Annotated in this window: 9 protein-coding genes, 1 tRNA gene and 1 pseudogene; 6 read left to right on the plus strand and 5 right to left on the minus strand. The window is 66.3% G+C overall.

Features of this window, described 5'->3' with window-relative positions; all coding sequences use genetic code 11:
• Positions 1-45: 45 nt before the first annotated feature.
• The 3 genes from ACXAFN_RS02310 to ACXAFN_RS02320 form a co-directional block, all read right to left on the minus strand.
• Entirely contained in the window at positions 46-1203 is a 1158-nt protein-coding gene (locus ACXAFN_RS02310; RefSeq protein ID WP_474985829.1) for a tyrosine-type recombinase/integrase, read from the minus strand.
• A gap of 163 nt (positions 1204-1366) precedes the next feature.
• A tRNA-Ile gene (locus tag ACXAFN_RS02315) sits at positions 1367-1443 on the minus strand.
• 62 nt (positions 1444-1505) lie between these two features.
• The gene (locus tag ACXAFN_RS02320) at positions 1506-2543 is read right to left on the minus strand and encodes a hypothetical protein (RefSeq protein WP_474985831.1); all 1038 of its coding nucleotides are present in this window, start codon (positions 2541-2543) and stop codon (positions 1506-1508) included.
• A 194-nt stretch (positions 2544-2737) separates the two neighbouring features.
• On the opposite strand from ACXAFN_RS02320, the gene ACXAFN_RS02325 reads away from it, so the two are divergent.
• From ACXAFN_RS02325 to ACXAFN_RS02345, 5 genes and pseudogenes are all read left to right on the plus strand, one after another.
• The gene (locus ACXAFN_RS02325) at positions 2738-4870 is read left to right on the plus strand and encodes a TonB-dependent receptor (protein WP_474985832.1); all 2133 of its coding nucleotides are present in this window, start codon (positions 2738-2740) and stop codon (positions 4868-4870) included.
• 283 nt (positions 4871-5153) lie between these two features.
• Complete coding sequence (gene fhuF, locus ACXAFN_RS02330; protein ID WP_474985834.1) at positions 5154-5903, plus strand: siderophore-iron reductase FhuF; 750 nt, start codon at positions 5154-5156, stop codon at positions 5901-5903.
• Positions 5900-6844 carry a helix-turn-helix transcriptional regulator gene (locus ACXAFN_RS02335; protein WP_474985836.1) on the plus strand — a complete coding sequence of 315 codons (945 nt, stop codon included), beginning with the start codon at positions 5900-5902 and terminating at the stop codon, positions 6842-6844. The genes fhuF and ACXAFN_RS02335 overlap by 4 nt, the downstream gene beginning before the upstream one ends.
• Positions 6845-6949: 105 nt before the next feature.
• The gene (locus tag ACXAFN_RS02340; RefSeq protein ID WP_474985837.1) at positions 6950-7174 is read left to right on the plus strand and encodes a hypothetical protein; all 225 of its coding nucleotides are present in this window, start codon (positions 6950-6952) and stop codon (positions 7172-7174) included.
• A gap of 12 nt (positions 7175-7186) precedes the next feature.
• A pseudogene (locus ACXAFN_RS02345) lies at positions 7187-9034 on the plus strand (TonB-dependent siderophore receptor); the annotation flags it as partial.
• A gap of 115 nt (positions 9035-9149) precedes the next feature.
• Here the strand turns inward: ACXAFN_RS02345 and ACXAFN_RS02350 are convergent.
• Both ACXAFN_RS02350 and ACXAFN_RS02355 read right to left on the minus strand, forming a co-directional pair.
• Complete coding sequence (locus ACXAFN_RS02350) at positions 9150-10946, minus strand: ABC transporter ATP-binding protein (protein ID WP_474985838.1); 1797 nt, start codon at positions 10944-10946, stop codon at positions 9150-9152.
• A gap of 117 nt (positions 10947-11063) precedes the next feature.
• The gene (locus tag ACXAFN_RS02355; protein WP_474985840.1) at positions 11064-11675 is read right to left on the minus strand and encodes a superoxide dismutase; all 612 of its coding nucleotides are present in this window, start codon (positions 11673-11675) and stop codon (positions 11064-11066) included.
• Positions 11676-11887: 212 nt separating this feature from the next.
• Here ACXAFN_RS02355 and ACXAFN_RS02360 point away from each other — a divergent pair, with 212 nt between their 5' ends.
• Complete coding sequence (locus ACXAFN_RS02360; RefSeq protein WP_474985842.1) at positions 11888-12655, plus strand: ATP-binding cassette domain-containing protein; 768 nt, start codon at positions 11888-11890, stop codon at positions 12653-12655.
• The last annotated feature ends 28 nt before the right edge of the window (positions 12656-12683 follow it).

The raw sequence follows: 12683 nt of genomic DNA on the forward strand, positions 1-12683 counted from the left end.
GAGGAGCAAGCAGCGGCACCCTCGAAGGGTGTCAAATCAGCAGCCTCATGGAAGCCTGCTGGCCATGTCATGAGTATGACTGCGCGTGGCGTGGACATAGCGCTCCGTCATCTGGATCGTGCTGTGTCCCAGCCACTCCTTGAGAGCGTGGAGGCTCACCCCGCTCTCCAGCGCACGTGTGGCAAACGTATGCCGCAGGGCATGAAACCCCGGAGCATCACCTATCCCGGCCCGTTGCTTCATACGGTTGAAGACATGCTGCAACTGATAGATGGGCTTCGTGGCATCACGGCCAGGAAACAGCCAGGGGATCCCTACAGCACTCGCCTGCAGCTCCTCCAGATGAGGCCGCAAGCTGGCTGATATGGGCACATGACGCCCGCGCCCACTCTTGGTGGTGGCTCTCACCTTGCCCTCGAGTGCCGACCTATGGATGTGGAGCATCCCCTGACTCATCTCCACGTCCTGCCATGTCAGCCCCAAGACTTCGGAGGCACGCAGGCCAGCAAAGCAGCCGAGCGCGACCATGGCTCGGCTCCTGGGACACGGGTTCACGCCTTCATCCAGGAGGGTCTCGAGTTGCTCTTCCGAGAAGACTTCGATCTCATGAGGCGTCGCACGCAGACCACGAAGCTCTCGGGTGGGATTGCGAATCGTCGCATCATGTTGCCGAAGGTGCTCGAACACGTTCGAGAGCAGGCTGACGATCCGCTTGATGGTATTGGGGGACAGGCCCGCCGAGCGCAACTCGGTGCGCATCTCTTCGACTTGCCCAGCAGTGATAGCTCCCACTTCTTTGCCTTGGAACCTGGGAAGCAAGTGCAGCTTCATCCGCCCATCATTGCTGGAATAATCGAGATGGTGAGCCTGGCTCCAGCTCAGAAACCGCTCGGCAGCTTGTTCGAACGGTAGCCTTCCATAGTCGACTCCCTGACTCATGCCAGTGCCAGAAGGCTGCATCAGTGCTTTGCCACGAACCTTCTCGTACTCGCGACGGGCCTGACTGAGTGTCATGCCGTCCTTTTCCTTGCCCAGGGTTCCCTTGTGACGTCTGCCGTTCAGTTGGAAGTCGTACCGCCAACTGCCACTTCCGTCGCTGAGCTTGCGCCATATGATCTGCCCGTCGGTCAGCTCTTTACCCACGCGCAGATCAGCCTTTTTGGTCTTGCTGAAGACAGTACGAGTTGCATTGAGACTACTCATTCATAACCTCCTTTGGTTCGAAGGTATTTATGAGCAGTTGAGGGGGAGTTCAGGGGGAGTCGTGCTACGTACCACAACGTAAATCAACGAGTTACAGGCCACATCCATGATGGCTCATATGGGGCCGAGATTGGAGAATCTCTTCGTAACACATTGATTTAATTGGTGGGCCCAGCTGGACTCGAACCAGCGACCAAGGGATTATGAGTCCCCTGCTCTAACCAACTGAGCTATAGGCCCGTATCAGCGGTTGCGTATGATAGCGAAAGCCGCTGGCCGAGGCCAGCGGCATGCGGGCTAACTCAGCCCAGCCCCAGAATGGTGTAGGGCGCTTCGCAGGCGTGGCGCTCGTCGCGTTCGTCGACGCTGCCGAGCTTGAGGTTGCGGTCGTTGTCGTAGGCCACGAACAGCCGCTCCCGGTCGAGCACCGCCAGGCCTTCGGCCTTGTGCTCGAACTCCAGCGGCGCGCCCTCGGGGGTGGTCACCAGCCGCGGAATCTCGCCGTCGCGGAACTCTTCCAGGCTCATCTCCCACAGGTAGCCGCCGATACGTTCCTCGCCGCCCTCTTCGACCTCGAAGCTGGTCAGCAGGTACAGCCGGGCGTGGTAGGGGTCGTATTCCAGGCTGGAGAGCCCGCACTCGAAGCGCACGCCAGCCTGGTCGTGGGGCACGAAGCGGAAGTGTTCGCGCAGGGCGTCGATGAACTCGATGTTGCCGTTGTCGGTGGTCTGGTAGTGCGCCCCCACCACGCGGCTCACATAGTCGAAGTCGTCGTGGTCGTTGCCCTGCTCGCGCACCCCGAACAGCAGCAGGCCGTCGCCACGGTCGCCGGGCACCGCGGCCAGCCCCTCGATCTTGTAATAGGGAAAGCCGATGGCCGCGTCGAGCTTGCGGCGCAGCTCCAGCGAGCCTTCCACGCCGTCGCGCGGATCGGGATCCACCACCTGCACGCCCTCGGGCTCGCCCAGCGGCCAGATCAGCAGGTGGTTGTAGTCGTTCAGCGCGTGGCTCTGGTCGTCGATGCGGTCGAAGCCGGTCACCGCCAGCACGTGGCGACCGTCGGTGGTCAGCGCGAAGTCCTCGTACTTCACCGCCTGCTTGAGGCGCGCGGCGATGAGATATTCCAGCCGCGTATCGTCGGGGCCCTCGGGCGTCAGCGGCAGGGCGAACACCGCGGAGCGGGACTCGCCGGGCACCGGCTTGTCGCTGGCCAGCAGCAGCCGCTCGCCGTCGTAGAGCACGGCCGAGATCTCGGCGTTGACGATCTTGCCGGCCTCGTCGCGCAGGCCGGCGGGGAAGCAGTGGATGGTGCCTTGCTGAAGGATCCGGGCGTGGGCCATGGGGCAACCTCCGTGGGGAAATGGCGAAGCCCGCCCAGCCTAGTACAGCCGGCGGTCATCGCGCGACGTCATCCCCACGCGGCACCGCCACCAAAGGATACGAATCAGAACCTTTCTTATTATTTGCCAATTTGGCTATACTCGCCCGCGCTTCATGCAATTGACATCCATTATCAGAACGATTCAGGGACTCCATGAACCCACGTCATCTGGCCGCCAGCCTCGCGGCCCTGAGCAGCGCCCTAGCCGGCCCGACCTTCGCCCAGGCCGCTGCCCAAGCCACCCATGAGACCGACCTTCAGGACACCATGGTGGTGGTCGGCTCGCGCACCCCCACCGAGATCAGCCGCATTCCCGGGGCGGTGTGGGTCGTCGACCAGCAGCAGCTGCAGACGCAGCTGCGCACCGGTGCCGACCTGAAGTCGGCCCTGGGTAAGCTGGTGCCCGGCCTGGACCTCGCGCCCCAGGGGCGCACCAACTACGGCCAGAACATGCGCGGGCGCAGCGTGCAGGTGCTGATCGATGGCGTGTCGCTGAACAGCTCTCGAGGCCTGTCGCGCCAGTTCGATAGCATCGACCCCTTCAACATCGAGCGCGTCGAGGTGCTCTCGGGGGCCAGCAGCCTGTACGGCGGCGGCGCCACCGGCGGCCTGATCAACATCATCACCAGGAAGGGAGATCGAGAGGGCATCCACCTGGCCACCGAGGCCGGCATGACCTCCGGCTTCAACGACGCCGACGACCTGGACTACCGCCTCGCCCAGTCGATGAGCGGCGGCAACGAGACCGTCCGCGGCCGCCTCGCCGTGGCCTACCAGGACAACGGCCGCCACTTCGATGCCGGCGGCAACGAGATCTTCCCCGACATCGCCCAGACCGACCTGCAGGACAATCGCAGCATCGACGTCATGGGCAACCTGGACGTGCAGCTGACCGAGCAGCAGAGCCTGCAGTTCGGCGCCCAGCTGTACCGCTCCGGCTACGAAGGGGATCGCGGGGTCTACTTCCCGAACCTGGACGCCGCCAGCCCCGACCTGAACGACGCCGAGATCCGCGACGGCTATGCCTCCGACCGCGACCCGGCCACCGACCGCAAGATGCTCAACCTGCAGTACCACCATGCCGACCTGCTCGGCCAGGACTTCTACCTGCAGGCCTTCCACCGCGAGGAGGAAGCCAGCTTCCAGGCCTTCCCCTATCCGGTGGCCGGCGGCTCGGAGTTCCGGGCGTCGAAGCAGAACACCGACCTCTCGGGCCTCAAGGCGCTGTTCGATGCCGACCTCACCGATTCCCTGTCGCTGACCTACGGCCTGGACCTGGACCGCGAGTCCTTCGACGCCAGCCAGATGACCTTCGACAAGGCCGTCTCGGATGCCACCGGCGGCCTGGTGCAGGAAGAGGCCGGCGTGACGCCGCGCTACCCCAGCTACCGGGTCGACGGCATCTCGGCCTTCGCCCAGGGGGAATGGCAGGCCACCGAGGGGCTGCAGCTCTCCGCCGGCGTGCGTCGCCAGCACATGGACGTCGAGGTCGGGGACTTCCAGGGCATCCCCGGCGGCGAGAACGACTATGACGCCACCCTGATCAACGCCGGCGCCCTCTACGACTACGGCAACGGCCACCAGAACTGGCTGCAGTTCAGCCAGGGCTTCGAGCTGCCCGACCCGGCCAAGTACTATGGCAAGAGCGCCGAGGTCAGCGTCGACCAGAACCCGCTGTCCGCCATCAAGACCGACCAGGTCGAGCTGGGCTGGCGCTACAACAGCGGCGCCTGGATGACCCAGGCGGCGCTCTACTACGCCTGGTCCGACAAGGCCGTGGAGAATGCCGAGGACCTCAGCGTCAGCGTGGTCGAGGAGAAGAAACGCGACTACGGCTTCGAGGGCGCCGTGACCCGCTACTTCGACAGCGGCCTCGAGGCCGGCGCGACCCTGCATCTGGTGCGCTCCGAGCAGGAAAACGCCGACGGCGAATGGGAGAAGCGCGACGCCCGCTACGCCTCGCTGTCCTCCGCCACCGCCTTCCTCGGCTGGCAGGATTTCCAGAGCGAGCGCTCGGCGCGCCTGCAGGCCAACCACGCCTTCGATCTGGAAGACGACAACGACCGCAAGATCGACGGCTTCACCACCCTGGACCTGAACCTCCGCCAGGACCTGCCGGTCGGGGAAGTCAGCCTCGGCGTGGCCAACCTGCTGGACAAGCAGTATTCCACCGTCTGGGGGCAGCGCGCCGCGATGTTCTACTCCCCCTACTACGGCCCGGAATACCTCTACGACTATCAGGGCCGCGGTCGGACCTATACCCTGACCTGGTCCATGGACTATTAGGTTCTGTACGAAAATTGTCTGCGCTCGCCCATACGGCGTTAAAAATCGGCTTAAAGTACTCATTTACACCACGTAAACTCCGTCTTTTCGCCGATTTTTGCCTTGTCTGGCCATCGCTCGCCGACTTTTCGCACAAAACCTAGGGAAACGCTGCTTCATTGCTGCGATTGCCCCACCCCGCGCCCACCCCCTCGGTGGGCGCTGTCGTTCCGTCGCCCGCCATTTTGATAACGATTACCATTTGATATAAGATGCCGACGTTTCCCTCGGCGGTGGATGTGCCATGACTCTCGCGCTGTCGCAGCTCTATATCGGCCCCCTGCAGCACCTGCCACCCCCGCAGGTCGCGGCGACGCCCGCGGCCGACAGCGTGCCCGCTCGCCGGCTGCTCGACCCGGCCTATCTGGCCGCGCTGCTCGAGCGCTTCGGCGTCCAGTACGGCAACGGCGATCGCCGGGCAGTGGCCTCGCTGTGGTCCAAGTGGCATTTCAGCGCGCTCTGCGCCCACGGCCTGGCCGCCAACCTGCTGCTGGAGCGCGACCTGCCGCTGGGGCTGGACGAGCTGCACCTCGCGCAGTCGCCGGAAGGCCAGACCACCGGACTTCATCTACTGCACGCCGGCCGGCCGCTCGGCGAGCTCGACGGCCTGTCCCGCTTCGCCACCCTGCTCGACGGCCACCTCACGCCGCTGATCGAGGCCCTGGCCTCCCTCACCGGGGCCTCGCCCAAGGTGTTCTGGAGCAACGCCGGCAACTACTTCGAGTACTTCGCCAGCGCCCTGCCGAGCCACCCCATGGCCTCGCCCCACGGCGCCGACGAGGCCCATCGCCTGATGGCCAGCCGCCAACTGGCCGACGGGCGCCGCAACCCGCTGTATCGTCCGGTGCGCTACGTCGAACCCGACGACGCCGAGGCGCCGCGTCGGGTGCGCCGGCTGTGCTGCATCCGCTACCTGATCGACGAGCTCGGCTACTGCGGCAACTGCCCGCTCGAATGCCGACGCGATGCCCGAGCGGCAAAGGCGGCCTCTTGAGCGCGATCGCTTCCCAGGTACGCCAGCATACCGCCCGCGACCTGCAGGCCTACGGGCGGCGTTACGGCATCGATTACCGGGTGCCGGCGCTGCACGCCAGGGCCGAGGAGCCGGTGGTGCGCGGCGAGGTCCGCGAGATGGCCCTGGGCCAGGGCATGGAGCTGGTGGCCTCCGACGTGGAGGTGCTGCATCGCTACGACTCCCGCTCCCGGGCGCCCTCGCCGCTGTCGATCGTGGTCATGCTGGAGGGCCGGGCCGAGGTTCGCCTGGCGGACCGCCGCCTGGTCCTGACGCCGGGCACGGCGCTGAGCGTGCGGCTCGACCGCCGCCATGGCCTGCAGGCCACCCAGCCCGCCGGGCAGCGCATCCGCGCCCTGACCCTGGGGCTCGAGGCATCACGCCTGGCCGAGCTGGGCGCGGCGCCTGCGGGCCAAGAGGGGTCGCACATGCATGCCTGGCGGCTGCCCACCCCGCTGCGCCAGGGGCTCGAGCAGGCCCTGGCCTCGCCGCTGCCCGACCGCGCCCAGGGCCTGCTGCTGGAAGGCCTCGGCCTGCAGCTGCTGGCCCACGGCCTGCCGCCGACGATGGCCCCGGCATCCGGCCCTGCGATCCCCCTGCCTCCCGGGGAACACCAACGCCTGGAGCGGGTCCGCGCCGCGTTGGAGGAGACACCGGCCGCCGAGCACCGCCTGGAGGCTCTGGCGAAGCTCGCCGCCATGAGTCCCGCCAGCCTGCGGCGCAAGTTCCAGGCCGCCTTCGGCCGCAGCGTCTTCGACTACCTGCGCGACTGCCGATTGCGCCTCGCCCACGACTACCTGAGCCGCGGCTACAGCGTGCAGCAGGCCGCCCACTTCTGCGGCTATCGCCACGCCTCCAACTTCGCCACCGCCTTCCGCCGCCGCTACGGTGTGGCGCCGAGTTCCCTGCTCCACGCCGGCTGAGCACCGCGCATAGATGAGTGAGCGCTGCGCATACCTCGCCCCGCCCCTTGAAAAGCAATAATTCTCATTACTCAGCGTTAGCCATTCACACCAAGGAACATCCCCATGTCGACCCCTCGCCCATTGGCGCTGGCGGTAGCGCTCGCCGCCGGTACCAGCCTCAACGCGTTCGCCCAGCCATCGGAGCAGCTGGACACCCTGACCGTCACCGGCCAGGCGGCCACCAAGACCGAGACGCCATTCAACGAGACGCCCCAGGCCACCTCCCGCGTGGAGCGCGACGAGTGGGAGCAGAAGGGAGCCGAGACGGTTCAACGGGCGCTGGACTAAACCCCCGGTGTCTTCACCGATCAGATCGGCTCGTCCAACCGTTACGACTACATCGTGCTGCGCGGCTTCACCGACGGCAGCGTGAGCAATACCTTCCTCGACGGCCTGAAGGTGATGGGCGATGCCGGCACCTTCTCCTCGCTCAAGATCGACCCTTACATGCTCGAGTCCATGGAAGTGGTCAAGGGGCCGGCCTCGGTGCTCTACGGCCGCGCCTCCCCGGGGGGCCTGGTGTCGCTGACCAGTAAGCGCCCCGAGTTCACGGACGAGGTGACAGGAGAGGTCACGGCCGGCTACGGCAACCGTGACCAATACCATGCCGGCTTCGATGTCACCGGCAGCATCGACGAGAGTCAGCGCGCCGCCTTCCGCATCACCGGTATCACCCGCGGCGAGGAAACCCAGTTCGCGCCGGTCGAGGAAGAAAGCTATGCCATCGCGCCGAGTGTCACCTGGGACATCACGGACCGGACCACCCTGAACCTCAACGCCTATCTCTCCCGGGAACCCGAGGGCGGCTACCATGCCGGCATGCCTTACGAGGGCGCAGTATCCCGCCGTTTTGGCCGGCACATCGACAACGACACCTTCGAGGGCGAACCCGGTCATGATCTCTTCGAACGTGACCAGAACCTGCTGGGTTACGAGCTCGAACATCGCTTCAGCGACAACCTGAGCGCGCGGCAGAAGGTGCGCTACCTGGAGTCCGACGTCGCCATCGAGCAGGCCTATGTCACCAGCTATGCCAACGATACCGAGATGAATCGTGGCTACCTGGAGGGCGAGGAGGACCTCGAGGCCTGGACCGTCGACCACCAGCTCGAGTACCACCTCGATGCCGGCGGCGTGAACCATCGCCTGCTGTTCGGCGCCGACTACCAGTATCGCCAGACCGACACCGTGGACGCCTACGGCGCCCTGACGCCCATCGATGTCTTCGATCCCCAGTACGGCGCCACCCCGACGAACGTCACCACCTATTACGAGAAGGACCGCGAGCTCGAGCAGATCGGCACCTACGTCCAGGACCAGATCCACTGGGGCAACTGGCATGCCATGCTCGGCGCGCGCCATGACTGGGTGGAAATCGATAACGCCGAAGCGCTGAGCGGTACCACCAATTCCCGCGAGGACACCCAGTTCAGCGGCCGCGCCGGCCTGCTCTACGCCTTCGATAACGGCATGTCGCCGTTCATCAACTACACCACCTCGTTCTCGCCCAACAGCCTGTCGAAGCTCGATGGCACCATCCTCGAACCGACGGAGGGCGAGCAGATCGAGACCGGGATCAAGTTCCAGCCGAACGGCACCGCCGATCAATACAGCCTGACGGCCTTCCACATCACCCAGGAAAACGTGGCCACCAAGGAAAACCCCGAGGCGGAATACGAAACCATCGGCGAGATCCAGTCCCAGGGCATCGAGCTGGAGGCACGCGTTCAACTGACACAGGATTTCGGCGTGCATGCGGGCTACACCTACACCGACGCCACCTTCGAGGAGACCGGCAACGGCTACGAGGGCAACCGAGTCAACCAGGTGCCGGAGCATACCGCGACCCTGTGGGGCCTCTATGACGCCTCCCGCGGCCCGCTGCGTGGCCTGGATGCCGGCCTGGGTGTCCGCCACTACACCGAGAGCTACGCCGACCGCGACAACACCCGGGAAGTCCCGAGCTACACCCTGCTCGACGGCATGATCGGCTACGACTTCGGCGAAGTGGGCCTGGAAGGCGTGACCGCCAGGCTCAACGTCAACAACCTGCTCGACGAGGACTACGTGGCCTCCTGCTATAGCCTCAGCTACTGCTACTTCGGCGCCGAGCGCAGCGTGAAGGCCACCGTCAGCTACGATTTCTGATCCTGCCGCTTCGCCACTAAGCCACTAAGACGCAAACCGGCGGCCCTCGGGCCGCCGGTTTTTTGGTGCGTCGCCGCTTGCTGCTCGGCCGTCCTGCGCCGAGCGCTCCTGGGCCCTAGAAAGTGGCGTCCGCCGCCTCCAGCTCGCCGGTCTGCACCCGCCACTGGGCGGCGTAGCGCCCGTCGGTCGCCAGCAGCTCGCGGTGGGTGCCGCGTTCGGCCACCCGCCCCGCCTCGATCACCGCGATCTCGTCGGCGTGCACGATGGTCGAGAGGCGGTGGGCGATCATGATCACCGTGCGCCCGTGACCGATACGGCGCAGCGAGCGCTGGATGGCCGCCTCGGTCTCGTTGTCTACCGCGCTGGTGGCCTCGTCGAGCACCAGGATCGGCGGATCCTTGAGCAGCGCCCGGGCCAGCGACAGCCGCTGGCGCTGGCCGCCGGAGAGCCGCACGCCGCGCTCGCCCACCGCGGTGTCGAGCCCCTCGGGCAGCGCCTGAATGAAGTCCCAGGCCTCGGCGGTGCGCGCCGCCGCGACGATCTCGGCCTCCCCGGCGTCGGGCCTGCCGTAGGCGATGTTGTCGCGGATCGAGCCCTCGAACAGGTAGACATCCTGGCTGACCAGCCCGATCGCCCCGCGCAGCGAGGCCAGCGACACCGCGTCCAGCGACTGGCCGTCGACGGTCACCCGCCCCGCGGCCGGCTCGACGAAGCGCAGTAGCAGCTTGATCAGCGTCGACTTGCCGGAGCCGGTGGCGCCCACCAGCGCCAGGGTATGCCCCGCCGGCACCGCCAGGTCGATACCCTCGACCCCGGCGCCGGACTCGCCGTAGCGGAAGGCCACGCCCTCGAAGCGCACCTCGCCGCGCACCGGGGCGGCGAGCGCCCGGCCGGCGTCGTCACGCACCTGGATCGGCGTGGCCAGCAGGTCGAGGATGCGCCGGGTGCTGGCCATGGCGCGCTCGAACAGGTCGATGACCTGGGCCAGCCCGGTCAGCGGCCACAGCAGCCGCTGGGTGAGGAACACCAGCACGCCGTAGGCGCCGACGTTGAGCTCGCCGCGCAGGGCCATCATCCCGCCCACCGTGAAGGTGGCAAGGAAGCCGGTGAGGATCGCCATGCGGATCACCGGAATGAACGCCGAGCTGATGCGAATCGCCCGGCGGTTGGCCGCCACGTAGGCTTCGCTTGCCTGGCGCAGGCGCTCGGCCTCGCGGGCCTCGGCGGTGAAGCTCTTGATGGTGGCGATGCCCGCCAGGTTGTTGGACAGCCGGCTCGAGAGCTCGCCGACCCGCTCGCGCACCTCGGCGTACAGCGGCCCGGCCTTGCGCTGGAAGTAGAAGGCGCCCCACACGATCAGCGGGATCGGCGTGAAGGCCAGCAGCGCGATCAGCGGCGAGAGCACGAAGAACACCGCGCCCACCGCCACCACGGTGACGCCGACCTGGATCATGGCGTTGGCGCCGCCGTCCAGGAAGCGCTCGAGCTGGTTGACGTCGTCGTTCATGGTCGCCACCAGCTGCCCCGAGCTTCGCGACTCGAAGAAACCCATGTCCAGGCGCTGGGCGTGTTCGTAGGCGTCCTGGCGCAGGTCGGATTGCAGGCGCTGGGCCAGGTTGCGCCACAGGATCTGGTAGAGGTACTCGAACAGCGACTCGCCGGCCCAGATGAAGAAGGTCAGCACCCCGAGGATCAGGATCTGCTCCTTCGCCGAGGTGAAGCCGAGCCCGGCGACGAAGCTGTCCTCCTGGTTGACCACCACGTCGATGGCCACCCCGATGAGGATCTCCGGGGCGATATCGAACAGCTTGTTGATGATCGAACAGGCGGTGGCGGCGACGATCCGTCGGCGATAGCCGCGGGCGTAGCGCAACAGGCGTCCCAGGGCCCGGAAGCTACTGGTACTCGACATGCGTGACTCTCCATGGCAGCGCAGAGGGCGTCGCCCGGCGGCCTCATGGGGCCGCCGGGCGAGCGGGGATGGCTACCATACCCTGTCGACGGTCAGCTGTCCCGCCGCGGGCGCCGCTCAGCCAGCGATGGCCTGATAGCGACGCTCGACCTCGTCCCAGTCGACCACCTCATAGAAGGCGGCGATATAGTCGGGACGCTTGTTCTGGTACTTCAGGTAGTAGGCATGCTCCCAGACATCCAGCCCCAGCACCGGCGTATTGCCGTGCATCAGCGGGCTGTCCTGGTTGAGGCTGTTCTCCACCACCAGCGTCTTCTGCGGGGTGACGCTGAGCCAGGCCCAGCCGCTGCCGAAGCGCGTCAGGGCCGCCTGGGTGAAGGCTTCCTTGAAGGCCTCGAAGCCGCCCAGCTCGCGCTCGATGGCCTCGCCGACCCGGCCCTGTGGCGCGCCGCCGCCCCGGGGCGACATGAACCGCCAGAACATCGAGTGATTGGAATGACCGCCGCCGTTGTTGATCACCGCCTGGCGCTTGTCGTCCGGCACCCGGTCGAGGTTGGCGATCAGCTCATCCACCGGCACTTCCTCGAGGCCGGTGCCTTCCAGGGCGGCGTTGAGGTTGTTGACGTAGGTCTGGTGATGCCGGGAATGGTGGATCTCCATGGTCAGGGCATCGATATGCGGCTCCAGCGCATCGTAGGCATAGGGAATGTCGGGCAAGACATGTGGCATGACGTGATGTCCTCCTGAAAACGAGGATGAAATGGCTCGGGTGATCAGCATGGCAAAGTTTAGTCGATAATGCTAATAACAATTATTATCGAAACAAGGCGATACTCGCTCTTCCATTGATAACCATTCTTATCCCAGGTACCCTCGGGCGGTTGCCCGCCCCGGGCCTCGCCACGGGGAAAGGACGCAATCGACGAGTCACGGAGTCCATCATGTTCGAAGCCCAGGCCGCGACCTTCGAGGTCAATGGCAAACGCCTGCTGTCTCCCCTCGACCTGCAGTTCGAGGAGGGCCGGGTCCATGGCTTGATCGGGCACAACGGCTCAGGCAAGTCGACGCTGCTCAAGCTGCTGGCCCAGCAGCAGCCCGCCAGCGGCGGAGAGGTCCGCTTCGATGGCCGCCCCCTGGGCGACTGGGGCCATCGGGAGTTCGCGCGCCAGGTGGCCTACCTGCCTCAGCACCTGCCCAGCGCCGAGTCGCTGACCGGACGCGAGCTGATCGGGCTGGGGCGCTATCCTTGGCACGGCCTGCTGGGTCGCCATACCCGGGAAGACCGCAACCAGGTCGAGCGCGCCATGGCGCTGACCCATACCGAGCCCTTCGCCGACCGCCTGGTGGACACCCTCTCCGGCGGCGAGCGCCAGCGCGTCTGGCTGGCCATGCTGCTGGCCCAGGGCAGCCGCTTCCTGCTGCTCGACGAGCCCCTGGCGGCGCTCGACATCGCCCATCAGGTGGAGGTGCTGGCGCTGATCCACCGGCTGTCCCAGGAGCTGGGCCTCGGCGTGGTGATCGTCCTGCATGACATCAACATGGCCTCGCGCTACTGTGACCGCCTGGTGGCCCTGCACGGCGGACGCCTGCTGGCCGAGGGCTCCCCGGCGAAGCTGATGACCGGCGATACCCTCGAGGCCATCTACGGCATCCCCATGCACGTGATGCGCCATCCCGTCGGCGAACACCGGGTCGCCATCGCCCACTAGTCACGCCGTCAATCGATCATGGAGCCCG

The organism is Halomonas sp. ABH4_019, assembly GCF_056159885.1.

What these genes read in the sequence shown, in the direction of transcription:
- ACXAFN_RS02325 (WP_474985832.1), top strand. Translation starts at nt 2,738, where the DNA reads ATGAACCCACGTCATCTGGCCGCCAGCCTCGCGGCCCTGAGCAGCGCC.
- ACXAFN_RS02340 (WP_474985837.1), top strand. Translation starts at nt 6,950, where the DNA reads ATGTCGACCCCTCGCCCATTGGCGCTGGCGGTAGCGCTCGCCGCCGGT.
- fhuF (WP_474985834.1), top strand. Translation starts at nt 5,154, where the DNA reads ATGACTCTCGCGCTGTCGCAGCTCTATATCGGCCCCCTGCAGCACCTG.
- ACXAFN_RS02360 (WP_474985842.1), top strand. Translation starts at nt 11,888, where the DNA reads ATGTTCGAAGCCCAGGCCGCGACCTTCGAGGTCAATGGCAAACGCCTG.
- ACXAFN_RS02355 (WP_474985840.1), bottom strand. Translation starts at nt 11,675, where the DNA reads ATGCCACATGTCTTGCCCGACATTCCCTATGCCTACGATGCGCTGGAG.
- ACXAFN_RS02310 (WP_474985829.1), bottom strand. Translation starts at nt 1,203, where the DNA reads ATGAGTAGTCTCAATGCAACTCGTACTGTCTTCAGCAAGACCAAAAAG.
- ACXAFN_RS02320 (WP_474985831.1), bottom strand. Translation starts at nt 2,543, where the DNA reads ATGGCCCACGCCCGGATCCTTCAGCAAGGCACCATCCACTGCTTCCCC.
- ACXAFN_RS02350 (WP_474985838.1), bottom strand. Translation starts at nt 10,946, where the DNA reads ATGTCGAGTACCAGTAGCTTCCGGGCCCTGGGACGCCTGTTGCGCTAC.